At 68.0% G+C, this 22891-nt stretch carries 21 protein-coding genes and 1 pseudogene; 11 read left to right on the top strand and 11 right to left on the bottom strand.

The annotated features are described in order from the left end of the window. The first annotated feature begins 50 nt into the window (after nucleotides 1-50). Nucleotides 51-3827 (top strand): multifunctional oxoglutarate decarboxylase/oxoglutarate dehydrogenase thiamine pyrophosphate-binding subunit/dihydrolipoyllysine-residue succinyltransferase subunit, encoded by a 3777-nt coding sequence (locus AC1DTF_RS15525; RefSeq protein WP_477474708.1) that lies wholly within the window; start codon nucleotides 51-53, stop codon nucleotides 3825-3827. Nucleotides 3828-3983: 156 nt separating this feature from the next. Beyond that, nucleotides 3984-4628 carry an NADPH-dependent F420 reductase gene (locus tag AC1DTF_RS15520; RefSeq protein WP_477474707.1) on the top strand — a complete coding sequence of 215 codons (645 nt, stop codon included), beginning with the start codon at nucleotides 3984-3986 and terminating at the stop codon, nucleotides 4626-4628. A 19-nt stretch (nucleotides 4629-4647) separates the two neighbouring features. Here the strand turns inward: AC1DTF_RS15520 and AC1DTF_RS15515 are convergent, their stop codons facing one another. Beyond that, entirely contained in the window at nucleotides 4648-5004 is a 357-nt protein-coding gene (locus AC1DTF_RS15515) for a DUF732 domain-containing protein (RefSeq protein ID WP_057165844.1), read from the bottom strand. Nucleotides 5005-5073: 69 nt separating this feature from the next. Here AC1DTF_RS15515 and AC1DTF_RS15510 point away from each other — a divergent pair. Both AC1DTF_RS15510 and AC1DTF_RS15505 read left to right on the top strand, forming a co-directional pair. After that, nucleotides 5074-5919 (top strand): annotated as a pseudogene (locus AC1DTF_RS15510) (alpha/beta fold hydrolase); the annotation flags it as partial. 123 nt (nucleotides 5920-6042) lie between these two features. Continuing rightward, the gene (locus AC1DTF_RS15505; RefSeq protein WP_057166001.1) at nucleotides 6043-6867 is read left to right on the top strand and encodes an SDR family NAD(P)-dependent oxidoreductase; all 825 of its coding nucleotides are present in this window, start codon (nucleotides 6043-6045) and stop codon (nucleotides 6865-6867) included. On the opposite strand, the gene AC1DTF_RS15500 is transcribed toward AC1DTF_RS15505, so the two are convergent. Together AC1DTF_RS15500 and AC1DTF_RS15495 are read right to left on the bottom strand one after the other, a co-directional pair. Further along, entirely contained in the window at nucleotides 6868-7695 is an 828-nt protein-coding gene (locus AC1DTF_RS15500) for a glycine betaine ABC transporter substrate-binding protein (RefSeq protein ID WP_477474706.1), read from the bottom strand. It abuts the gene before it with no gap. A gap of 13 nt (nucleotides 7696-7708) precedes the next feature. Next, nucleotides 7709-8878 carry an NAD(P)-dependent malic enzyme gene (locus AC1DTF_RS15495; protein ID WP_057166000.1) on the bottom strand — a complete coding sequence of 390 codons (1170 nt, stop codon included), beginning with the start codon at nucleotides 8876-8878 and terminating at the stop codon, nucleotides 7709-7711. Between the two features lie 131 nt (nucleotides 8879-9009). Here AC1DTF_RS15495 and corA point away from each other — a divergent pair, with 131 nt between their 5' ends. Next, nucleotides 9010-10116: a magnesium/cobalt transporter CorA gene (corA, locus tag AC1DTF_RS15490; RefSeq protein ID WP_477474705.1), complete on the top strand. Its 1107-nt coding sequence runs from the start codon at nucleotides 9010-9012 to the stop codon at nucleotides 10114-10116. A 16-nt stretch (nucleotides 10117-10132) separates the two neighbouring features. On the opposite strand, the gene AC1DTF_RS15485 is transcribed toward corA, so the two are convergent. From AC1DTF_RS15485 to AC1DTF_RS15460, 6 genes are all read right to left on the bottom strand, one after another. Then, entirely contained in the window at nucleotides 10133-10726 is a 594-nt protein-coding gene (locus tag AC1DTF_RS15485; RefSeq protein ID WP_477474704.1) for a suppressor of fused domain protein, read from the bottom strand. Then, a complete protein-coding gene (locus AC1DTF_RS15480; protein ID WP_057165841.1) occupies nucleotides 10726-11901 on the bottom strand; it encodes an ABC transporter ATP-binding protein in 1176 nt (391 codons plus the stop codon). Before AC1DTF_RS15480 ends, AC1DTF_RS15485 begins: the two co-directional genes overlap by 1 nt. A gap of 3 nt (nucleotides 11902-11904) precedes the next feature. After that, the gene (locus AC1DTF_RS15475; RefSeq protein ID WP_200962077.1) at nucleotides 11905-12729 is read right to left on the bottom strand and encodes a carbohydrate ABC transporter permease; all 825 of its coding nucleotides are present in this window, start codon (nucleotides 12727-12729) and stop codon (nucleotides 11905-11907) included. A 12-nt stretch (nucleotides 12730-12741) separates the two neighbouring features. Beyond that, nucleotides 12742-13638 (bottom strand): carbohydrate ABC transporter permease, encoded by an 897-nt coding sequence (locus AC1DTF_RS15470; protein ID WP_057165839.1) that lies wholly within the window; start codon nucleotides 13636-13638, stop codon nucleotides 12742-12744. After that, nucleotides 13635-15032, bottom strand: coding sequence for an ABC transporter substrate-binding protein (locus AC1DTF_RS15465; RefSeq protein ID WP_477474703.1), 1398 nt, complete (start codon nucleotides 15030-15032; stop codon nucleotides 13635-13637). The genes AC1DTF_RS15470 and AC1DTF_RS15465 overlap by 4 nt, the downstream gene beginning before the upstream one ends. A gap of 119 nt (nucleotides 15033-15151) precedes the next feature. Beyond that, nucleotides 15152-15664: a YflT domain-containing protein gene (locus AC1DTF_RS15460; RefSeq protein WP_156409043.1), complete on the bottom strand. Its 513-nt coding sequence runs from the start codon at nucleotides 15662-15664 to the stop codon at nucleotides 15152-15154. A gap of 164 nt (nucleotides 15665-15828) precedes the next feature. Here AC1DTF_RS15460 and AC1DTF_RS15455 point away from each other — a divergent pair, with 164 nt between their 5' ends. Beyond that, entirely contained in the window at nucleotides 15829-16506 is a 678-nt protein-coding gene (locus tag AC1DTF_RS15455; protein WP_477474702.1) for a DUF4190 domain-containing protein, read from the top strand. Beyond that, nucleotides 16503-16955, top strand: a complete 453-nt coding sequence (locus AC1DTF_RS15450) for a DUF4190 domain-containing protein (RefSeq protein ID WP_477474701.1) — start codon at nucleotides 16503-16505, stop codon at nucleotides 16953-16955. The genes AC1DTF_RS15455 and AC1DTF_RS15450 overlap by 4 nt, the downstream gene beginning before the upstream one ends. Here AC1DTF_RS15450 and AC1DTF_RS15445 read toward each other — a convergent pair. Next, nucleotides 16952-17911: an HpcH/HpaI aldolase/citrate lyase family protein gene (locus AC1DTF_RS15445; protein WP_477474700.1), complete on the bottom strand. Its 960-nt coding sequence runs from the start codon at nucleotides 17909-17911 to the stop codon at nucleotides 16952-16954. The two genes, AC1DTF_RS15450 and AC1DTF_RS15445, sit on opposite strands and share 4 nt — an antisense overlap. 25 nt (nucleotides 17912-17936) lie before the next feature. On the opposite strand from AC1DTF_RS15445, the gene AC1DTF_RS15440 reads away from it, so the two are divergent. The 4 genes from AC1DTF_RS15440 (at nucleotide 17937) to AC1DTF_RS15425 (ending at nucleotide 22472) form a co-directional block, all read left to right on the top strand. After that, nucleotides 17937-19232, top strand: coding sequence for a magnesium transporter MgtE N-terminal domain-containing protein (locus AC1DTF_RS15440; protein ID WP_057165836.1), 1296 nt, complete (start codon nucleotides 17937-17939; stop codon nucleotides 19230-19232). Beyond that, nucleotides 19229-19768, top strand: a complete 540-nt coding sequence (locus tag AC1DTF_RS15435; RefSeq protein WP_057165835.1) for a DUF1003 domain-containing protein — start codon at nucleotides 19229-19231, stop codon at nucleotides 19766-19768. Before AC1DTF_RS15440 ends, AC1DTF_RS15435 begins: the two co-directional genes overlap by 4 nt. Before the next feature lie 172 nt (nucleotides 19769-19940). Further along, a complete protein-coding gene (locus tag AC1DTF_RS15430) occupies nucleotides 19941-21254 on the top strand; it encodes a lytic transglycosylase domain-containing protein (RefSeq protein ID WP_477474699.1) in 1314 nt (437 codons plus the stop codon). Between the two features lie 75 nt (nucleotides 21255-21329). Continuing rightward, nucleotides 21330-22472: an Mrp/NBP35 family ATP-binding protein gene (locus AC1DTF_RS15425; protein WP_057165833.1), complete on the top strand. Its 1143-nt coding sequence runs from the start codon at nucleotides 21330-21332 to the stop codon at nucleotides 22470-22472. Here AC1DTF_RS15425 and tatB read toward each other — a convergent pair. After that, nucleotides 22469-22891 carry a Sec-independent protein translocase protein TatB gene (tatB, locus tag AC1DTF_RS15420; protein WP_057165832.1) on the bottom strand — a complete coding sequence of 141 codons (423 nt, stop codon included), beginning with the start codon at nucleotides 22889-22891 and terminating at the stop codon, nucleotides 22469-22471. The two genes, AC1DTF_RS15425 and tatB, sit on opposite strands and share 4 nt — an antisense overlap.

Below are 22891 nucleotides of genomic sequence, written 5' to 3'. Positions count from 1 at the left end.
ACGCCGGACTTCGCCTGCCGGGACAGACGGAATCGGGGCGAAACGCTGCTGTGAGCAGTTCACCATCACCTTTTGGACAGAACGAGTGGCTCGTCGAAGAGATGTATCGCAAATTCCGCGAGGATCCTTCGTCGGTGGACCCGAGTTGGCACGAGTTCCTGGTGGACTACGCCCCCGAACCGCTTGACACCCCGGGCCAGAAGTCCGAGCCCGCCGCGGCCAAGCAGACCGCCCCCGCCAAGCCTGCCGCACCCGCGAAGCCCGCGCCCGCCGAGCCCGCCCCGGCAAAGGCCGACGCGAAGGCTGAGGCGAAGGCCGAACCGAAGGCCGCCCCCAAGGCCGAAGCGTCGACGCCGAAGGCTTCCGCGCCGGCCAAGAAGGCCGAGCCCGCCCCGGCCGCCAAGAAGCCCGCACCCGCTGCCCCCGCCGCCGAAGGCGACGAGAACACCGTGCTGCGCGGCGCTTCGGCCGCCGTCGTCAAGAACATGAACGCCTCGCTGGACGTGCCCACGGCCACCAGCGTGCGGGCCATCCCGGCCAAGGCGATGATCGACAACCGCGTGGTGATCAACAACCACCTCAAGCGCACCCGCGGCGGCAAGATCAGCTTCACCCATCTGCTCGGCTACGCCATCGTGCAGGCGGTCAAGAAGTTCCCGAACCTGAACCGGCACTTCGCCGAGGTGGACGGCAAGCCCAACGTCGTCACCCCCGCACACACGAACCTCGGCCTGGCCATCGACCTGCCCGGCAAGGACGGCAACCGCACGCTGGTCGTCGCGGCCATCAAGCGGTGCGAAACGATGAAGTTCGGCCAGTTCATCGCGGCCTACGAGGACATCGTGCGGCGCGCCCGCGACGGCAAGCTGACCGCCGAGGACTTCGGCGGCGTGACCATCTCGCTGACCAACCCGGGCACCATCGGCACCGTGCACTCGGTGCCCCGCCTGATGCGCGGCCWGGGTGCGATCATCGGCGCCGGCGCCATGGAGTACCCGGCCGAGTTCCAGGGCGCCAGCGAGGAACGCATCGCCGAGCTCGGCGTCGGCAAGCTGATCACCCTGACGTCGACCTATGACCACCGCATCATCCAGGGTGCGGAGTCCGGCGATTTCCTGCGCACCATCCACACGCTGCTTCTCGACGACGAGTTCTACGACGAGATCTTCATGGAGCTGGGGATCCCGTACGAGCCGGTCCGCTGGCGCATCGACAACCCGGACTCGATCTTCGACAAGAACGCCCGGATCATCGAGCTCATCGCGGCCTACCGCAACCGCGGTCACCTGATGGCCGACATCGACCCGCTGCGGCTGGACAAGACCCGCTTCCGCAGCCACCCGGACCTCGACGTGCTGACCCACGGCCTGACGCTGTGGGATCTGGATCGCGAGTTCAAGGTCGACGGTTTCGCCGGCGCCGAGTACAAGAAGCTGCGCGACGTGCTCTCGGTGCTGCGCGACGCCTACTGCCGGCACGCCGGTGTGGAGTACACCCACATCCTGGAACCCGAACAGCAGAAGTGGATTCAGGAGCGCGTCGAGACCAAGCACGCCAAGCCGACCGTCGCCGAGCAGAAGTACATCCTGTCCAAGCTCAATGCGGCCGAGGCCTTCGAGACGTTCCTGCAGACCAAGTACGTCGGGCAGAAACGTTTCTCGCTGGAAGGCGCCGAGACCGTCATCCCGATGATGGATGCCGCGATCGATCAGGCCGCCGAGCACGGACTCGACGAGGTCGTCATCGCAATGCCGCACCGCGGCCGGCTCAACGTGCTGGCCAACATCGTCGGCAAGCCCTACTCGCAGATCTTCGGCGAGTTCGAGGGCAACCTCAATCCGTCGCAGGCCCACGGCTCCGGCGACGTCAAGTACCACCTCGGCGCCACCGGCACCTACCTGCAGATGTTCGGGGACAACGACATTGCGGTGTCGCTGGTCGCCAACCCGTCGCACCTGGAGGCCGTCGACCCGGTGCTGGAGGGCCTGGTCCGCGCCAAGCAGGATCTGATCGACTTCGCCTCCCCCGAGGAGCACGAGGCGTTCTCGGTGGTGCCGATGATGCTGCACGGTGACGCCGCGTTCGCCGGCCAGGGTGTGGTCGCCGAGACCCTGAACCTGGCGCTGCTGCGTGGGTACCGCACCGGCGGAACCATCCACATCATCGTCAACAACCAGATCGGCTTCACCACGTCACCGCACGACTCGCGGTCCAGCGAGTACTGCACCGACGTCGCGAAGATGGTCGGCGCGCCGATCTTCCACGTCAACGGTGACGATCCCGAGGCCTGCGTCTGGGTGGCGAAGCTGGCCATGGACTTCCGGCAGCAGTTCGGCAAGGACGTCGTCATCGACATGCTGTGCTACCGCCGCCGCGGGCACAACGAGGGCGATGACCCGTCGATGACGCAGCCCGGCATGTACGACGTGATCGACACCAAGCGCGGTGTCCGCAAGACCTACACCGAGGCGCTGATCGGCCGTGGTGACATCTCGATGAAGGAGGCCGAGGACGCGCTACGCGACTACCAGGGCCAACTGGAGCGGGTGTTCAACGAGGTCCGCGAGCTGGAGAAGCACGAGATCGAGCCGAGTGAATCGGTGGAATCCGACCAGCAGACCCCGAAGGGGCTGAACACCGCCGTCGACAAGTCGGTACTGGCCCGGATCGGTGACGCGCACCTGGCCGCGCCGGAGGGCTTCAACGTCCATCCCCGGGTGCAGCCCGTGCTGGAGAAGCGCCGCGAGATGGCCTACGAAGGCAAGGTGGACTGGGCGTTCGGCGAGCTGCTGGCACTGGGATCGCTTGTCTCCGAAGGTAAGACGGTTCGGTTCACCGGCCAGGACGTCCGGCGTGGCACGTTCACCCAGCGGCACGCGGTGATCATCGACCGCAAGACCGGCACCGAGTTCACACCGCTGGATCTGCTGACCGCGGATGCCGACGGCAACCCGACCGGTGGACGCTTCATGGTCTACGACTCGGCGCTGTCCGAGTTCGCGGCGGTGGGCTTCGAATACGGCTACTCGGTGGGCAACCCCGAGGCGATCGTGTTGTGGGAGGCCCAGTTCGGCGACTTCGTCAACGGCGCACAGTCCATCATCGACGAGTTCATCTCCTCCGGTGAGGCCAAGTGGGGCCAGCTCTCCGACGTCGTGCTGCTGCTGCCGCACGGCCACGAGGGCCAGGGACCCGACCACACGTCGGGGCGCATCGAACGCTTCCTGCAGGTGTGCGCCGAGGGTTCGATGACCGTGGCGATGCCTTCGACCCCGGCGAACTATTTCCACCTGCTGCGCAGGCACGCCCTCGACGGTATCCACCGGCCGCTGATCGTCTTCACCCCGAAGTCGATGCTGCGCAACAAGGCTGCGGTCAGCGAGGTCAAGGACTTCACCGAGATCAAGTTCCGCTCGGTGCTCGAGGAGCCCACCTACGAAGAGGGCATCGGCGAGCGGTCCACGGTGAAGCGGGTGCTGCTCACCAGCGGCAAGATCTACTACGAGCTGGTGGCCCGCAAGGCCAAGGAGAAGCGCGACGACGTGGCGATCATCCGCATCGAGCAGCTCTACCCGCTGCCGCGGCGCCGGCTGGCCGCCACGCTCGACGAGTACCCCAATGTGTCGCAGTTCTTCTGGGTGCAGGAGGAGCCGGCCAACCAGGGTGCCTGGCCGACGTTCGGGCTCTCGCTGCCGGAGTTGTTGCCGGAGAAGCTGACCGGGATCAAGCGGATCTCCCGGCGGGCGATGTCGGCTCCGTCCTCGGGTTCCTCGAAGGTGCACGCGGTCGAGCAGCAGGAGATCATCGACGAGGCGTTCGCGCCGTAATCTCGTTCGGACCAGAGAATGGGGCGGGATTCCGAAAGGGGATCCCGCCCCTTTTTCGTGCCGGCGACGGCCCCGGAATAGCCGGGCCGGCGGATCGCTTGTAGATGCTGCCCGACGCGGTCTCGCGCGGACATCACGACAAGGAGAGGCACGCGCGTGAACTATTCGATCATCGGCTCGGGCAACATCGGCTCGGCTGTCGCCACTCAATTCGCCCGCACCGGAATCGATGTCGCCGTCGCCGGTTCACGGGGCCCCGAGTCGGTGGCGCCGCTGGCCGAGCGGTTGGGCTCGCACATTGCGCCGACCGCGGTCGCCGAGGCCCTGACGGCCGACGTCGTGGTGCTCGCAGTCCCGTTCGAAGCCGTACAAGGGTTGTTGGAGCAGGTCCCCGACTGGGGTGGGCGCATCATCGTCGACGCGACGAACGCCATCGACTACACCGACTTCTCCCCCGCCGACCTCGGCGGACGTGCATCCTCGGATGTGGTGCAGGACTGGGCCGTCAACGGCCGGGTGGTCAAGGCGTTCGGTCACACCTGGGCCAAGGTGCTCGCCCGTGAACCCGGTGACGGCAACGGCGGTCGCCGGGTGCTGTTCGTATCCGGCAATCATACCGACGCCAACGCACAGGTCGCCGGGCTGATCGAAGCACTCGGGTTCGAGGCGGTCGATCTCGGCCGCAACGATCAAGGCGGATTGTTGCAACAGTTCGGAGGGCCACTGACCACACGAAGCTTCATCTCGCAGGCGATCAGCGGCAGCACGCCGCCCGAGATGGATCTCGCCGGCGCGTCCTGAGCGGTGGTGACCTCAGGGGTCAGAAGCCGAGCAGTCCCAGCGGGATCGGCGACTCACCATTGGCCAGCGATGTCATCGCCCCGGGGCAGAACGCCGAGATCGCGAACCCGGTGAACATGGTGGCCGGCCCAATGGGACGCCCGATCGTGTCCGACACCTGCCCGGCGACATCGGCGAGGTTCTGACCCCCGTCGGCCAGCATCGGGCACACCGACTGTCCCGCCGAGACGGCATCGGCCGGGTTGATACCGCTCAGGCCCGAGCCGTCCAGGGTGTTCAGGAAGTCGCCGGCCGGATCGGCCTGGGCGGGGGCGGCGGCCAGCAGACCGGCGGACAAGACAGCACCGGCGGCAACCGCGAATCGCAAACGCATCATGGTGGGGGCATCGCTGCGCGCGCAGGCTTCGTTACAGCGCAACGCACAAAGTGCACCACCGAGCAACCAATGGGATGCGTTCTGCCACTGGGCATCGCGAGACGGTCGTCACATCATGATCGGATGCACCTTCTGACTGTCGATGACCGTGCCGTCCGGGTTCAGACAGCAGGTGACCCCGAGAACACGCCGGTGCTGTTGTTGCACGGCATCTCGCGCAGCCTCGAGGACTGGTCCGAGCAGGTGGAGCGGCTGTCGCGGCGCTTCTATGTGATCGCTCCGGACCAACCGGGGTTCGGGTTCTCGGCACGCCGCGACGGGCCCGCCGATCTGGTGGCGCTTGCCGACGGGGTGGCCGGCACCCTCGCCGAACTCGGCGAGAACCGCCCGTGTCACGTCATCGGCAATTCGCTCGGCGGGGCGGTCGCCATGCAGCTGCTGGCGTCCCACCCCGACCGGGTGGCCAGCCTTACCCTGGTCAACAGCGCCGGCTTCGGCGCCGAGGTCACCCCGCTGCTGCGGATGTTGTCGCTGCCCGGGCTGGGCCGTTATGCCGCAACCCACAGCACCCCGGCCGGCACCCGGCTGATGGAACGCCGGATCTTCGCCGATCCGGCGCTGGCCACCCGCGAGCGCGTCGAGCACGCGCTGCGCATCGCCGCGCAGCCCGGCACCGGGGCGTTCCTCTACGAGATCGCCAACCATCTCGGCACCGCCCGCGGGGTACGGGCGCAGTGGCGTGACGGGCTGCTGGCCGCGGTGGCCGCGCATCCCCGGCCCACCCTGGTGATCTGGGGTGAGCGCGACCGCATCCTGCCCGCGGCACACCTGGAGGCGGCCCGGCGGCAGTTCCCCGGCGCCCAGGTCCATCTGTTCGCCGGCACCGGGCACATGCCACAGATCGAGCGGCCCGACGAGTTCGCCGACCTCGTCACCGCGTTCGTGGAGAACGGGCCGACCCTGTCGGCATCGGTACCGCCGGTAACGGCTAAGGTCGAACGCAATCGAGCAACAGTTGGTCACGACAGGAGTGTGCGCATGGAGGGCTTCGCCGGGAAAGTTGCCGTCGTCACGGGAGCAGGATCGGGCATCGGGCAGGCCCTGGCCGTCGAGCTCGGCCGTTCGGGCGCCAAGCTGGCGATCAGCGATGTCGACACCGAAGGCCTGGCCGTCACCGAGGAGCGGCTGAAGGCCATCGGCGTGGAGGTCAAGGCCGACCGCCTCGACGTCACCGAGCGGGAGGCCTTCGAGATCTATGCCGACTCGGTCAAGCAACACTTCGGCAAGGTCAACCAGATCTACAACAACGCCGGCATCGCCTACAGCGGTGACGTCGAGGTCAGCTCCTACAAGGACATCGAGCGCGTGATGGACGTCGACTTCTGGGGCGTCGTCAACGGCACCAAGTCCTTCCTGCCGCACCTGATCGAGTCCGGCGACGGTCACGTCGTGAACGTCTCCAGCCTGTTCGGCATCTTCTCGGTGCCCGGCCAGGCCGCGTACAACTCGGCGAAGTTCGCGGTGCGCGGCTTCACCGAGGCCCTGCGCCAGGAGATGGCCGTGGCCAAGCACCCGGTCAAGGTGACCTGCGTGCATCCGGGCGGCATCAAGACCGCGATCGCGCGCAACGCCACCGCCGCCGAAGGCATCGACGTGCAGAAGATGGCCAACGCCTTCGACAAGAAGCTCGCCAAGACCAGCCCGGAGAAGGCCGCCAAGATCATCCTGGAAGCCGTCCGCAAGGACCGCGCCCGGGTCCTCGTCGGCGCCGACGCGAAGATCCTCGACGTGTTCGTGCGGATCACCGGTTCGGGCTATCAGAAGCTGTTCTCGACGGTGGCCAACGGCCTCATCCCGAAGTGACTAGTGACCGAGCGGGTGGGCGTCCAGCCAGGCACTGGCCACCGCCCCCGGCTCGGCCCCACCGGCCACCTCGGCGCGCATCTGCGCCAGCGCATCGGTGTCGAGCACTCCGGCCAATTCGTTGACCGAACGTAACTGCGTCTGGCTCAAGGTGTTCCGGCGGAAAACCGGCACCACGTTCTCGGCGCGGATCAGCGCAGTCCGGTCCGACAGCATGGTCAGGTCCTCCGGGAAATCGGGGGCCGCCGCCGACGTCCAGGCGATGTCGATCTGACCGCTGCGCAGCGCCGCCCACAGCACCTCGGCGTCCGGGAACTCCTCGGAGGCCGGTGGTGTGCAGGTGCCGAACGACTCCGGTAGCCGCGCCCCTTCCACCGCGCCGGGTTTCAGCGAATCGCAGCGGGCGATCAGCGCGGTGACGTCACCGGCCTCCCACTTCGCGGCGGTCGGCGCGGTCACCGCGACGACCGGCTTGTCCGATGTGCCGTCGGCATAGTCACCGGCGCCCAACCCTTCGGGCAGTGCTCCGACCATGGCGCGATACACCTGCGCCGCCGACCGCGCCGCGGCGTCGGGGGCGAACCGGGTCAGGACGTCACCGGTGAATGCCGGGGCCACATCGATCTCGCCGGAATCCAGCGCCGCCAACGGATCCGGCGTGTTCTGCACATGCGCCGGGCTGCCGTAATAGCGCAACGCGGCGGCATACAGGTGCGCCAGCAGCGCCGACTGCCCGTCGGCACCGACCGACACCGACGGCGGGGGCGGCGCCTGCCCGCCACAGCCGGCGATCAGCAGCGCGACCAGCGCGACTGCCCACCGCCGCATCGTCGACCGGATCTCAGACGCCGGAGGCTTCCGCGACCGCAGCGGCCACCGCGGGACCCACCCGCGGGTCCAGCGCGCTCGGCACGATGTGGTCGGTCGCGAGGTCGTCGCCCACGACCGAGAAGATCGCATGCGCGGCAGCGACTTTCATCTCCTCGGTGATGCGGCGCGCACCGGCGTCCAGCGCACCCCGGAACACACCGGGGAAGGCCAGCACATTGTTGATCTGGTTCGGGAAGTCGCTGCGACCGGTGGCCACCACCGCTGCGTACTTGCGTGCGGCGTCGGGATGGATCTCCGGGTCGGGGTTCGACAGCGCGAACACGATGCCATTGGGCGCCATCGTCGCGATGAACTCCTCGGGCACCAGACCGGCGGAGACGCCGAGGAAGACGTCGGCGCCGGTGAGCGCCTCGGCCACGCCGCCGGTGAGTCCGCGCGGGTTGGTGCGCTGGGCCAGTTCGGCCTTGAAGGAGTTGAGGTCGCTGCGACCGCTCTCCACGATGCCCTTGCTGTCCAGCACGACGATGTCGCTGATCCCGCTGTTGAGCAGGATGTTGGTGCAGGCCACCCCGGCCGCACCGGCACCGGAGACCACGACCTTCAGGTCGTGGATGTCGCGGTCGAGCACCTTGACCGCACCGAGCAGTGCGGCGAGCACCACGATGGCGGTGCCGTGCTGATCGTCGTGCATGACCGGGCAGTCCAGTGCCTCGATGACGCGTCGCTCGATCTCGAAGCACCGCGGTGCGGAGATGTCTTCCAGGTTCACCGCGCCGAACGTGGGCCGCAGCCGGATCAGCGTCTCGACGATCTCGTCGGGATCCTTGGTGTCCAGCACGATCGGGATGGAGTTCAGCCCACCGAAGGTCTTGAACAACGCGCTCTTGCCCTCCATGACCGGCAGCGAGGCCGCGGGGCCGATATCGCCGAGGCCGAGCACCGCGCTGCCGTCGCTGACCACGGCCACCAGACGGTTCGCCCAGGTGTACTTCTTGGCCAGCGTCGCATCGGCGGCGATGGCGCGGCTGACCTGAGCGACACCCGGGGTGTAGGCGATGGAAAGTGCGCGCTGGGTGTCCAGCGGTTCCTTCAATTCGACCGAGAGTTTGCCACCCTCGTGGGCCGCGAAGATCTCCGCGTCATCAATGACAACCTGTGGGGTCTTGACCAATTCCGACACGGCCGTCACGTTACTTCACCCAAGGAACTCACAGGCACCGGTTCCCTGTCCGTGAGAGGTTGGAAACGCGACTGACGAGTAACATTCGGCCACGGGGCATGCGGTTGCGCCCCCCGATGATGGAGGTCGCGATGCCGTCTTTCCGCCCCCTGCCACCGTCGATGCTGAGGCCGGCCGGGCGCCGGATGCCCGACCTTCCCGACGCTTCGGGCATTCACGTCCCGGTCTCGCAGTCGGTCGTCGACTGCGGCGTCTACAGCGAGGGCGCCCGTCTGCCGGGCAAGTACACCCATGCCGCCGCGCTGAACAAGGTGCGCGAGATCGAAGCCGGCGGCGGCAGCGCGTTCGTCTGGATCGGCCTGCATGAACCCGACGAGCATCAGATGCAGGCCGTCGCGGAGGTGTTCGGGCTGCACGAGCTGGCCGTCGAGGACGCGGTGCACGCGCACCAGCGGCCCAAGCTGGAGCGCTACGACGACACGCTGTTCCTGGTGCTCAAGACGGTCAACTACGTCGAGCACTCCTCGATCAGCAATGCCCGTGAGATCGTCGAGACCGGCGAGATCATGGTGTTCGTCGGCGCCGACTTCGTCGTCACCGTGCGCCACGGCGACTTCAGCGGCCTGGCGGGCGTGCGCAAGCGGATGGACTCGTCACCTGCAAGTTGCGCGCTCGGACCGTACGGCGTCATGCACGCGATCTCCGATCATGTCGTCGATGCCTACCTCGACGTCACCGATCTGATCGAGACCGATATCGATGCCATGGAGGAGAACGTCTTCTCGCCCACCAGCACCACCGACATCGAGCACATCTATCTGCTCAAGCGCGAGGTCGTGGAGTTGCGCCGGGCGGTCGCGCCGCTCAGCCAGGCGCTGCAGCGCATCGGCAGCGATCACAACGACCTCATCTCCAAGGAGGTGCGGCGCTACATGCGTGACGTGCTCGACCACAACACCCAGGCCGCCGACCGGATCGCCAGCTATGACGAGGTGCTGAGCTCGCTGGTGCAGGCCGCGGTGGGCAAGGTGTCGATGCAGCAGAACACCGATATGCGCAAGATCTCGGCCTGGGTGGCGATCGCCGCGGTGCCGACCGCGCTGGCCGGCATCTACGGGATGAACTTCGATTACATGCCCGAGCTGCATCAGGTGTGGGGCTACCCGGCGGTGCTGCTGCTGATGCTGGGCGTGTGCACGCTGCTGTACCGGACGTTCCGGCGCAACCACTGGCTCTGAGACCGGGCCGCAGTGGTCAGGACGGCTCGGAGGCGCGGCGGTTCGCGTCGAGCACGTCCACCCCGTCGCTGCGCCAGGCCTCGCGCATCGCCTCGGCGCCCTTGAGCCGCACCCAGGCCGCTTCGGTCGGGGTGATCGGGGTGGCCTGCAGGATCGTCACATCCGACAGCGGATCCGGTAGTGCCACATCCTCGATATCGCTGGGGCCCAACAGGAATGCGGTGAACGGCGCGTTCTCGAACAGCGGGCCGCTCAGATCGATCAGCGCATCGGGTTCCAGCACCAGTCCTTCCACCGAGGGCGCGGCCGCCAGCACCGCCATCGACCGGGCCAGGCCGGCGGGGCTCGGTGGCCGTAGCGACACCACCACCTCGGCCCGCGGCCCGTGCTGGGTGTCGGTGACGAAGTCGGTGGGGTCCACCATCGGATAGCGCGAACAGCCCACCGAGACAAAATGGTTGACGCCGCCGGCGTCAGGTCCGTAGCGCAGCACCGAGATCCGCTCCGCGCCCAGGAAGGTGACATTCGCCTCGGCCGGGTCGCCGAGCACACCGGCGGCGGTGAAGTGCGCCTGCAGCCGGTTGCGCACCTCAGACGGTACGTCGACCACTAGCCGGCGGGCGGGATGGACAGATTCACCCCGGTGTCGCCGTCGAAGATGATCAGCTTGGAGGTGTCCACCGCCAGCTCCGCCTTCTTGCCGGCGGACACCTTCGAATCGGCCGAAACCCTTGCCACGAACTCGTTTTCGCCGGCACCGGATTCGGCGGCCAGTTCGGCGAGCTGAGCCGACTTCGCGCCGGATCCCTCGGTGCGGAAATGCAGGTACTTGTCGGCGCCCAGGGACTCCACCAGGTCGACGTCCACCTCGAAGGTGAGGCCCTTGATCCGGGTGTAGGAATCGACCAGCGCGGCGTCGTCGAAATGCTCGGGACGCAGGCCGGCGATCACGTTGGTGGGCTTGGGATGCTGCGCCAGGACCCGCTGCGCCTCATCGGTGAGCACCACCTCGTCACCGAACGGCAGCTTGATACCTCCGTCGGTCAACGACGCCGGGAAGAAGTTCATGCCGGGCGAGCCGATGAAACCGGCGACGAACAGGTTGGCCGGGGTGTTGTAGAGCTCTTCGGGAGTGCCGATCTGCTGTGCCACGCCGGCCAGCATCACCACCACCCGGTCCCCCAGCGTCATCGCCTCGGTCTGGTCGTGGGTGACATACACCGTGGTGGTGCCCAACCGGCTCTGCAGGCGCGCGATCTCGGTGCGCATCTGCACGCGCAGCTTGGCGTCCAGGTTCGACAGCGGCTCATCCATCAGGAATGCCTTGGGATCACGCACGATGGCCCGTCCCATCGCCACCCGCTGGCGCTGCCCACCGGAGAGCTGCCCGGGCTTGCGGTCCAGCAGCTCCGCCAGATCCAGGATGCTCGCGGTCTCTTCGACCTTGCGCGCGATCTCGTCCTTGCCGAGCTTGGCCAGGGTCAACGGGAACGCGATGTTCTGCCGCACCGTCATGTGCGGGTACAGCGCGTAGGACTGGAACACCATGGCGATGTCACGGTCCTTGGGCGCCTTGTCGTTGACCCGCTCCCCGCCGATGCGCAGATCTCCGGAGCTGATGTCCTCCAGGCCCGCGATCATGTTCAGGGTGGTCGACTTACCGCACCCGGACGGTCCGACCAGGATGATGAACTCGCCGTCGGCGATGGTCAGCGACAGGTCCTTCACCGCCGTGGCACCGCCGGCATAACTCTTGGACACGTTCTCCAGCACGATCTCGGCCATGAATTACCCCTTCACCGCGCCGGAGGTCAACCCGGCCACGATCCGTCGCTGAAATATGAGCACAAAGATGATGATCGGGACGGTGATGACCATCGCCCCGGCCGCGATCGACCCGGTCGGCTCCTCGAACTGYGAGCTTCCGGTGAAGTTGGCGATCGCCACCGGCGCGGTGATCGCCCGCTCGGTCGCCGTCAGCGACAGCGCCAGCAGCAGGTCGTTCCAGGCGAAGATGAACACCAGGATGCCTGCGGTGACGATGCCGGGGGCCGCCAGCGGCGCGATCACCTTGCGGAAGGCCTGCCCCGGCGTGGCGCCGTCCATCTTGGCCGCCTTCTCCAGATCCCATGGGATCTCCTTGAAGAACGCGGACATGGTGTAGATCGCCAGCGGCAGGGCGAAGGTGATGTAGGGAATGATGAGGCCCGGCCAGGTGTCGAACAGCCCGAGCCGGCGCTCGATGTTGAAGATCGGTGTCACCAGGGAGATCTGGGGGAACATCGCGATCAGCAGTGCCACCCCGACCAGAACCTTCTTGCCGGGGAAGGCCAGCCGCGCGATCGCGTAGGCGGCCATACCGCCGATGACGACCGCGATCACCGTGGTGATCAGGCCGATGCCGATGGAGTTGACCAGCGCCGAGGTGAAGATGTTGCCCTCGAAGATGGCCTTGTAGTTCTCGAAGGTGATCTCCGCCGGAATCAGCTTGCCGTCCTTGACCGTTGACGACGACTTCAACGACAGCGACAGGATCCAGAGCACCGGGAACAAGGCGTACAGCACCACGATGACGTTGATGACCGCCCAACCGGTCGCGCGGCGGGCCCCCACGTTCTCCGCCATCTAGCGGCCCTCCTCGTCCGCGCCGGGTGCCGATGCACCGAAGATCTTGATGAATATGAAGGCGATCACCGCGACGCACAGGAAGATCAGCACGCTGATGGCCGACCCCAATCCGAGGTTGAATGCCTTGAACAGGTTGTCGTAACCGAGGATCGACACCGACCCGGTGTCGTTCGCACCACCGGTCAGCACATAGATGTTGTCGAAGATGCGGAACGCGTCCAGGGTTCGGAACAGCAGCGCCACCAGGATCGCGGGTTTGATCAACGGGATGATGATCTTGGTCAGCCGCTTCCAGCCGCCGGCCCCGTCGACCTGCGCCGCGTTCAGCAGATCCTGCGGCACCAGCGCCAGACCGGCCAGCAGCAGCAGCGCCATGAACGGCGTCGTCTTCCACACCTCGGCCAGCACCACGATGGCCAGCGACGGAAGTTGTTCGGTGAGTGGCGCGCTGCCGGTCGGGAGCAGGTTGGCCAGATACCCGGTGCCGGGCGTCCAGGCGTAGTACCAGCTGTAGGACGCCGCGACGGTGACGATGCCGTAGGGCACCAGGATCGCGGTGCGCACCGTGCCCCTGCCGAAGATGGTGCGGTGCATGACCAATGCCAGGGCCATGCCGAGCACGAACTCGATGGCCACCGAGACAATGGTGATGCCCAGCGTCACGGCGAACGCCGTCCACCAGTACCGGTCGGTGAGGATGGTCTGGTAGTTCTCCAGGCCGATGAACTCGACGTCGTCGGGGGCGGCCAGGTTGTAGCGCTGCAGGCTCAGCCAGACGGCGTAGAAGATCGGGTAGGCCGTCACCGCCAGCATCAGGAAGACGGCCGGGCTGATCAGCCAGAAGGCCAACCGCCGTTCGGCGCGCGTGTCGTCCGAGCCGATCTTGGCGCTCACGGAATCAGCCCCTTGCCGTCGATGGCCTTCTGTACCTGCACGGCCAGTTCGTCCGCGGTGCGTTCCGGGTCGATGTCGGTGATCGGCGCCAGCGCGGCGGAGATCCGGGTCGACACCGCCTGATACACCGGCGTCGCCGGGCGCACCGCGGCGTTGGTCAGCTGTTGCCGGATGATCTCGTACTGCGGGTACTTCTGCTGGAAGGCCGGATCGTCGTACAGCGAGGCCCGCACCGCGGGCAGGCCGCCCTCGACCGAGGTGTAGCGCTGGTTGTCGACATTGCGCAGGCAGCGGATGGCCTCGAACGCCTCGGCCTTGTGCTGGGTGTTCTTGCCGACGGCCAGGTTGAGACCACCGAGGGTCACCCGCGCGGGCTCGCCGTCACGCACGCCCGGGAACGGCGCGAAACCGAACACCTTCTTGCTGGCCTCATACGCGACATCGAACTGTTCGTCGGTCGGCGAGAAGCTGCCGGAGTCGTTGATCGCGCCGGCCAGCGCGGGATCCTCGTTCAGCGGCAGGAACGAGACACCACCCTTGACGGCGTTCTCCAGCATGGAGGGCAGCACGAACGGCCAGTTGACCTCCAGTGCGGCTTTGCCCTGTTCCAACGCCAGGCGTGCGGTGCCCTCGTCGGTCTGGGTGATCGACGGGTCCGCACCCGGTGCGGTGGCAACGTCTTTGATGATCTGCAGCGCCTTGACGGTGGCCGCCCGGTGCTCGGGGGTGTCGGTCAGCGTGACGGTCTTGCCGTCGTCGGAGAGCACCTGCCCCCCGGCGCTTTCCAGCAGCGTGTTGAACCACACCACCAGACCTTCGTACTGCTTGCCCTGCACCGCGATCCAGCTGGGTCCGCCTGCGGCGTGCTGGCGCTTGGCCTCTGCCACCATCGCGTCCCAGTCAGCCGGCGGTGCGGGCATCAAATCTGCTCGGTACCAGAGCAATTGAGTGTTGGTCGTGATCGGCGCCGCGTACAGCTTGTCCTGCCACTTGGCAGTCTCCAGCGGGCCGGGCAGCGTATTGGCTCCTGCATCGGATTCAGCCTGGCCCGCGGGATCATCCGACAGCGGCAACGCCCAACCGGCTTCGGCGAATTCGGCCGTCCACACCACGTCCAGGGCCATCACGTCGAGCGATTTGTCGTTACCGGTGAGCCGGCGTGCGAGCTGCAGCCGTTGATCGTCGGCACCCTTGGGCAACGACACCTGCTTGATGGTGAACCGGCCGCCGAGCTGCTCGTTGCACTTCTCGGCCACCGCCGTGAACGTTGCCATCTCGTTGGCCGGCGTGTAGTAGCTGATGACGGTGCCGCCCTCGGCCTCGCCGCACGCCGTGGTCACCGAACCGACCGTCAGCGCGGCCATCACCCCGGCGCAGAGTCGTCGCTTCAGCACTTCCGGCCTCCGTCTGCGTTGATGGCACCGCCGGAGCGGCTCCGGGCGAGAACGTCCCGCGGGGCAAACCTAGGGCTATAAGCGCGTAATATGCAACCGTTTCCTGGGCGCGTCGCCCATCAGATCGTCAAGCGCGCCAAAAGATCCCGCCCCTGCTCGGCGCTCTGCGGGTCACAGAGGACGTCATAGCGGCCAGCGACAAGCTGCATGGTGGAGCTGAAATCTCTTGTGCCACGGGCCATCGCATACGGGATGGCCGAGGTGATGAGGCCGAAGAACACGCCCGCGATCAGACCGGTGGCCAGCGCACCCCACGGGCTCGGACTGAAGAACCCGAGAATCAGACCGATGAACAGGCCCAGCCACGCGCCCGAGAGCACGCCGCCGCCGATCACCTTCGGCCAGGACAGCCGGCCGGTCACCCGTTCGACCTGCATCAGGTCCACACCCACGATGGTGACCTGCTGGACCGGAAACTGTTGATCGGAGAGGTAATCCACCGCGCGCTGCGCCTCGGCGTAGGTCGGGTAGGCCCCGATCGGCCAGCCCTTCGGTGGGGTCGGCAGTGCCGCCGGGTTACGCACACCCGGCCTGCCGACGGGATCCTTGCCGGGTTGGAGGGGACCGGTCATAGCTACTCGTTCTCCTTCGTTCGCGTCAGCGCCCCACGACCTGTGCAGACGGGTACGCGTCCTGCGGGTTCGATGGCACAACCCTAGCCCCCGACAGGCCGGCGCGTGCCGCTGCCCTGCAGTCGAATCACCCCGGGTACCAGCACGTACGCTAGGTTTGAGTGATGACCAATCCGGGTGAGGACGCAGGGGCAACGCCACCATCGGATGCGAGTTCCGGTACGGAACCGACGTCCGCCGGTTACGAGGCACCGCCGATCGAGCAGTCCCCCGCCGAGCCCTCCCAGCCAACAGCGCCGAGCTATCCCGACTACTCGCCGCCGCCGGCCTACGGCGGCTATGACGCCCCGCCGAGTTACCCGCAGCCCGACGCCGCACCGCCGAACCATGGGACGCCCGGTTACGACCCGGCCGCCGGTTATCCCGCACCCGGATTCACCCCGCCGGACTATTCGTCCACCGGCTATCCGCCCCCGCCTCCCGGCTACGGCGCGCCCCAGGGCGCCCCGCCGTTCGGTGGACCGCAGTACGGCGCACCCCAGTACGGCGGGCCGCCCCCGGGTTATCCGCCGGCGCCGCCCTACGGCGCGGTGCCGGGCTACGGCGGATACGGGCCGCCGCCGCAACCCGGGACCAATTCACTGGCCATCGGGTCGCTGGTCGCCTCACTGGTCGGAGTCATCTGCGGGATCGGGTCGATCATCGGCATCGTGCTCGGCGTCGTCGCGCTCAACCAGATCAAGCAGAACAACCAGGGCGGCCACGGACTTGCGGTGGCAGGTATCGCGGTCGGTGCGCTGACGCTGGTGTTCAGCCTCATCCTGGCCTTCGCGGTGCTGTGAGCGGCGGTTCACAGCAGCCGGCTCCCGGCGACCCGAACGCACCGTGGGACTACCCGGCTGATCCGGGTCTGCCGCCGCCGATCCATCCCGGCCCGCAGGCCGGGTTCCCCGGGGGACCGGGTTTCCCCGGCGCACCCGGCTTCGCACCGCCCGGCTACCCGGTGTACCCGGGGTATGACCCGTACCGGCCGGCGAAACCGCTCGGCACCAACGGCAAGGCGGTCGGCGCGCTGATCGCCGCCCTGGTCGGCCTGCTGTTCTGCGGCGTGCCCTCGGTGGTCGGCCTGGTGCTCGGTGTCATCGCCATGCGCGAAACCAGGCGCACCGGCCAGGACGGCTACGGTCTGGCCCTGGCCGGAACCATCATCGGCGGTCTGGTCACCGCCGGCCTGGTGCTGATGATCCTGCTGTGGATCGGCGTCATCGCCAGCGGCTTCAGCCTGGTCTAAGCGGGCGGTTGATACGGCGCGCCGGAGCGCGTCATCCCTGCGGCACGTCCCTTACCCGCGACCACCAGGGCCATCTTGCGGCTCGCCTCATCGATCATCTCGTCACCGAGCATCACCGCACCGCGTGCGCCACCGGCCGCCGAGGTGTGCCACTCGTAGGCCTCCAGGATGAGCTCGGCGTGGTCGTAATCAGCCTGCCGCGGGCTGAACAGCTGGTTGCCCGCGGCGATCTGGTCGGGGTGCAGCACCCACTTGCCGTCGTATCCGAGCGCGGCCGATCGGCCCGCCACCCGCCGGAATCCCTCGACGTCGCGCACCTTCACGTAGGGCCCGTCGATCGCGTTCAGACCGCGGGCGCGCGCGGCGATCAGGATCTTCATCAGTACGTGGTGGTGGGCATCGCCGATGTCGTACCCCTCGGGCTGCCCGCCGACCTCCAGCGTGCGCATGTTGAGGCTGGCCGCCATGTCGCCGGGGCCGAGCACCAGTGCCTGCACCCGCGGGGCGGCGGCGATCGCGTCGATGTTCGTCAGGCCCAGCGCGTTCTCGATCTGCGGCTCGATGCCGATGCGGCCGACCGGCAGTCCGTGCGTCTTCTCCAGTTGGGTGAGCAGCATGTCCAGCGCGTGCACATGGGTGGCGTCGGACACCTTGGGCAGCACGATGATGTCGAGGTTCGCCCCGGCACCCGCCACCACCTCGATCACGTCGGCGTGGGTCCACGGTGTCGTCCAGTCGTTGACCCGTACACCGCGCAGCGATCCGTCAGACCAGCCCGGCCCGGCCAGAGCCGCGGCCACCCGGGTCCGGGCCTCGGCCTTGGCATCGGCGGCCACCGCATCCTCCAGGTCGAGGAAGACCTGATCGGCGGCCAGCGTCTTGGCTTTCTCAATCATCTTGTCGCTGCTGCCCGGAACCGACAGACACGTTCGTCGGGGGCGATACACGTTGTCCACGCCCCTAGTCTCTACGCTTTGAGTCATGGCGGCGGTTACCCGGGTATATGCGGCCCGCCTGGCGGGCATGGTTGTCTTCGGCCCGGACGGCGAATCGATCGGCCGTGTCCGCGATGTGGTGGTCAGCATCAGCATCGTCCGCCAGCAGCCACGAGTCCTCGGCCTGGTTGTCGAACTGCTCACCCGCAGAAGGATTTTCGTGCCGATCCTGCGGGTCACCGCCATCGAGCCCAGCGCCGTCACGCTCACCACCGGCAATGTCTCACTGCGCCGGTTCTCCCAGCGCCCCGGTGAGGTGCTGGCGCTCGGCCAGGTGCTCGAGACGCGCGTGCGGGTCGACGATCCCGACCTCGACCAGCTCGCCGGACTCGATGTGGTCGTGGTCGATCTGGGTATCGAGCAGACCCGCACCCGGGACTGGGTGGTCACCAAGGTGGCGGTACGCCCGCAGCGCCGGCTGGGGCGCCGCAGCAATGTCTATCCCGTGGACTGGCAGCACGTGCACGGGCTGACGCCGTCGGGACTGGCCATGCCCGATCAGGGTGTCGCCCAGCTGCTCGAGCAGTTCCAGGGACAGCGCCCGGTCGAGGTGGCCGATGCCGTGCGCGAGCTGCCGCCCAAGCGGCGCTTCGAGGTCGTCAACGCGCTCGACGACGAACGCCTCGCCGATGTGCTGCAGGAGCTGCCCGAGGACGAGCAGGTGGCCGTGCTGCGCCAGCTCAAGACCGAACGCGCCGCCGACGTCCTGGAGGCGATGGATCCCGACGACGCCGCCGACCTGCTCGGCTCGATGGCGCCGGCCGACGCCGAACAGTTCCTGCGCCGGATGGATCCCGAGGACTCCGAGGACGTGCGACGGCTGCTCAGCCACTCGCCGAACACCGCCGGCGGTCTGATGACCTCCGAGCCGGTGGTGCTGGCACCGGACACCACGGTCGCCGAGGCACTGGCCCGGGTCCGCGATCCCGATCTGACGCCCGCGCTGGCGTCGCTGGTCTTCGTGGTGCGCCCGCCCACCGCCACGCCGACCGGCCGCTACCTGGGCTGTGTGCATCTGCAGCGGCTGCTGCGCGAACCGCCGGCCGCACTGGTCAGCGGCATCGTGGACAAGGACCTGCCCAGCCTGCGCCCGGAGCAGACCCTCGGGGCACTGACCCGCTATTTCGCCGCCTACAACCTGGTCTGCGGGCCGGTGGTCGATGAGGAGCACCATCTGCTCGGCGCGGTGTCGGTCGACGACGTGCTCGACCATCTGCTGCCCGACGACTGGCGCGAACGCGAAGCCGAGTCGCTGATCGTCACCACGGAGAAGGCGACTTGAGCGACCGGATCGACACCCCACGGGCTTCCCGGCGGCGATTCACCCCGCAGTTCGACGTCGAGGCCGCGGGCCGCTTCGGTGAGCGGTTCGCACGGTTCCTGGGCACCGGCCGCTATCTGGCGATCCAGACGGTGTTCGTGATCGTCTGGATCCTGCTGAACCTGTTCGCGCTCACGCTGCAGTGGGATCCGTACCCGTTCATCCTGCTCAACCTGGCCTTCTCCACCCAGGCCGCCTACGCCGCGCCCCTGATCCTGCTGGCGCAGAACCGCCAGGAGAACCGCGACCGGGTCGCGCTGGAGGAGGACCGCCGCCGCGCCGAGCAGACCAAGGCGGACACCGAGTACCTGGCCCGCGAGCTGGCCGCGCTGCGCCTGGCGGTCGGCGAGATGGCCACCCGTGACTACCTGCGCCGCGAACTCGAGGAGTTGCGCGAGATGCTGGTCGAGTTGGTGCCACCCAAACCGAAGAAGAGCAAGGGCAAACGCGCCGCCGAACCGGTGTCACCGATCGATGAGCCGGAAACCGATTCCTAGCCGCCTGCGCGCCGATGAAAATCCTTGCCACCCATACCCGCACCACGGAGACATGCGACTAGGTATGGTGACCTGGTTCACAAACGGTCGGGTACCGCAAATCTAGGACGGTTGAGTGGTCAAAGGGGGAGCCTCCGCCCTCGCTGCAGCGCGGCACGGAGCAAGTCGACTGATGCGCACCGTGGCTGATTCGGCTCCGAGTACCCGTGGATTGCTGGGAATCGCCATCCTCACCCCGCTGGTCCTGACGCTGGGCGTCGGGGCCTCCGCGCCCATCGTGAAGCCGGTCCTGGAGACCACCGTGACGCCGCTCGCGGCCGTCGTCACCACACCCGACAGCGATACCGGTGTCAGCGTGGTGGCCGCCGTGAAGGCACCCCGCCCGTTCCAGACCGCGGGCACCGCACTGTCCGCTCCCCCGCCGGCCGCCGTGGTGAGTGCCCCTGGCAACCTCCGCATTCCGACGGTCGCCCTCAACGCCTACCGCAACGCCGAACGGATGATGGCCTCGGCGGCGCCGACCTGCGGGATGAGCTGGAACCTGCTCGCCGGTATCGGCCGCATCGAGTCCATGCACGCCAACGGCGGCGCCACCGATGTCAACGGCACCGCGGTCAAACCCATTCTCGGACCCAGCCTGGACGGAACCCTGCCGGGCAACGAGGTCATCGTGCAGAGCCGCAACAACGAACGGGTGACCTACGCCCGGGCGATGGGCCCGATGCAATTCCTGCCGGGCACCTGGTCGCGGTATGCCTCCGACGGCAACGGTGACGGCAAGGCCGAGGTGCAGAACCTGTTCGACGCGACGCTGGCCGCCGCCCGGTACCTGTGCAGCGGTGGCCTGAACATGCGCGATCAGAGCCAGGTGATGACGTCCATCCTGCGCTACAACAACTCGGTCGCCTATGCGCGCAATGTGCTGGGCTGGGCCGCGGCGTACGCCACCGGTGTGGTGCCGGTGAATCTGCCGCCCATCACCGGACCGGTGCCCGCACTGGGCATGGGCAATGTGCACCTGGATACCAATGCCGAGGGCCTGGGGCCCGGTCTGCCGCTCAACGCGCTGGGATTGCCGTCGACCGACCCGATGGCCGTCATGCCGTTCTTCGATCTCGGCCGCGCCGATGTGGCGGATCGCCTGCCGGTGCCGCCGGGCCCGGGTGATCCCGCGGCTGTCCCGAACTGCGCGGTGTTCTGCCTCGGCGAGAACACGCCCGCTCCGGCGGCGCCGTTCAATCCGTTCGCACCGCCGCCCGCGGCAGCGCCGTTGAACCCGTTCGCACCGCCGCCCGCGGCAGCGCCGTTCAATCCCTTCGCGCCCCCGCCTCCGGCCGCCGCACCGTTCAACCCGTTCGCACCGCCACCCCCGGCTGCTGCGCCGGCCGCGCCGTTCAATCCGTTCGCTCCGCCGCCTCCCGCTGCGCCGGTGGCTCCCGGGCCGCTCGGCGCGGCACCGGGCCCCGCGCCCGGCCCGGTGGCCTGAGCGTCGGACGCCGCCCCGCGGTCTGAGCGGCCCGGCGGACCGTGGGTCTGTCGGCGCGGCCTAGACTCGCGGGTGATGTCCTCGCCTAATACCGACCTGGAAGCCGCGGTTCGCACCGCGCTCAGCAAGGTCGTCGATCCCGAACTGCGCCGCCCGATCACCGAAGTGGGCATGGTCAAAGGTGTCACCGTCGACGCCGATGCCGGCGTACACGTCGAGATCTACCTGACCACCTCGGCCTGCCCGAAGAAGAACGAGATCACCGACAAGGTGACCGCGGCGGTCACCGACGTCCCGGGCACCGGTGCGGTCAAGGTCACCCTGGACGTGATGAACGACGAGCAGCGCACCGAGCTGCGCAAGCTGCTGCGCGGCGACTCGCGCGAACCGGTGATCCCGTTCGCCCAGCCCAACTCGCTGACCCGTGTCTATGCGGTGGCCTCCGGCAAGGGCGGCGTCGGAAAGTCAAGTGTCACCGTCAATCTCGCGGCGGCGATGGCCGAGCGCGGTTTGTCGGTGGGTGTGCTCGACGCCGATATCTACGGCCATTCGGTGCCGCGGATGATGGGTGTCGTGGACCGGCCCACCCAGGTCGATTCGATGATCCTGCCGCCGATCGCCCATGACGTGAAGGTCATCTCGATCGCCATGTTCACCCAGGGCAACACCCCGGTGGTGTGGCGCGGCCCGATGCTGCACCGCGCGCTGCAACAGTTCCTGGCCGACGTCTACTGGGGCGATCTGGACGTGCTGCTGCTGGACCTGCCGCCGGGCACCGGCGATATCGCCATCTCGGTGTCGCAGCTCATCCCGGGCGCGGAGATCCTGGTGGTCACCACCCCGCAGTCGGCGGCCGCCGAGGTCGCCGAGCGCGCCGGTGCGATCGCTCTGCAGACCCGTCAGCGCATCGTCGGCGTGGTGGAGAACATGGCCGGGCTGACCCTGCCGGACGGCACCGTCATGAACATCTTCGGCTCCGGTGGCGGCGCCCAGGTGTCCGCGTCCCTGACCCGGGCGGTCGGCGCCGATGTGCCGTTGCTGGGTCAGATTCCGCTGGAGCCGAGCCTGGTCTCCGCCGGAGACTCCGGGGTCCCGCTGGTGTTGTCGACGCCGGACTCGCCCGCCGCCAAGGAACTGCGCAAGGTCGCCGATGCTCTCGGTGCGCGTAAGCGTGGCCTGGCCGGGATGTCGCTGGGCCTGGACCCCGCCGGACGTTAGGTCGCGTCGCTGTCGAAGCGGGCGCCGCTGGGCGGCTCGCTGCCGGTGACCGGCGGTGTCGGGTCCGGTGACGTCGGCTCGGGCGCGGGTTTCGGTGCGTCCGGGGACACCGGTTTGACCGGCTTGTCGAAGTTGCCGGTCAGGAACGAGTCGTCCCCGTCGAGCAGATGCTTGGTCAGCGCCGCCCGCGGCGTCATCCCGCGCAGCTTCTGCAACTCGCTCAGTGGTTCGCGCAGGTCGTCGAACTCCGGGCCGAGGTCCTGACGCAACTGGCTGGTCGCGCCGCTGAGGTACTCGCGCGCCTGGCGTACCGCCCCGGAGGTCCATCGGATCGCTCCGGGTAACCGTTCGGGGCCGAGGATGACCAGGCCGGCCACCACCAACAGCAGCATCTCGCCCCAGCCGACATTCGCGAACAT

It is taken from the genome of Mycobacterium sp. P4_H6, assembly GCF_056400845.1.
This window is presented reverse-complemented; position numbering and strand designations above follow the sequence as displayed.

Coding starts and splice junctions, on each gene's coding strand:
- AC1DTF_RS15440 (WP_057165836.1), top strand. CDS start 17,937: ATGGCGGCGGTTACCCGGGTATATGCGGCCCGCCTGGCGGGCATGGTT.
- AC1DTF_RS15430 (WP_477474699.1), top strand. CDS start 19,941: ATGCGCACCGTGGCTGATTCGGCTCCGAGTACCCGTGGATTGCTGGGA.
- AC1DTF_RS15515 (WP_057165844.1), bottom strand. CDS start 5,004: ATGATGCGTTTGCGATTCGCGGTTGCCGCCGGTGCTGTCTTGTCCGCC.
- tatB (WP_057165832.1), bottom strand. CDS start 22,891: ATGTTCGCGAATGTCGGCTGGGGCGAGATGCTGCTGTTGGTGGTGGCC.
- corA (WP_477474705.1), top strand. CDS start 9,010: ATGCCGTCTTTCCGCCCCCTGCCACCGTCGATGCTGAGGCCGGCCGGG.
- AC1DTF_RS15455 (WP_477474702.1), top strand. CDS start 15,829: ATGACCAATCCGGGTGAGGACGCAGGGGCAACGCCACCATCGGATGCG.
- AC1DTF_RS15500 (WP_477474706.1), bottom strand. CDS start 7,695: ATGCGGCGGTGGGCAGTCGCGCTGGTCGCGCTGCTGATCGCCGGCTGT.
- AC1DTF_RS15480 (WP_057165841.1), bottom strand. CDS start 11,901: ATGGCCGAGATCGTGCTGGAGAACGTGTCCAAGAGTTATGCCGGCGGT.
- AC1DTF_RS15460 (WP_156409043.1), bottom strand. CDS start 15,664: ATGACCGGTCCCCTCCAACCCGGCAAGGATCCCGTCGGCAGGCCGGGT.
- AC1DTF_RS15505 (WP_057166001.1), top strand. CDS start 6,043: ATGGAGGGCTTCGCCGGGAAAGTTGCCGTCGTCACGGGAGCAGGATCG.
- AC1DTF_RS15425 (WP_057165833.1), top strand. CDS start 21,330: ATGTCCTCGCCTAATACCGACCTGGAAGCCGCGGTTCGCACCGCGCTC.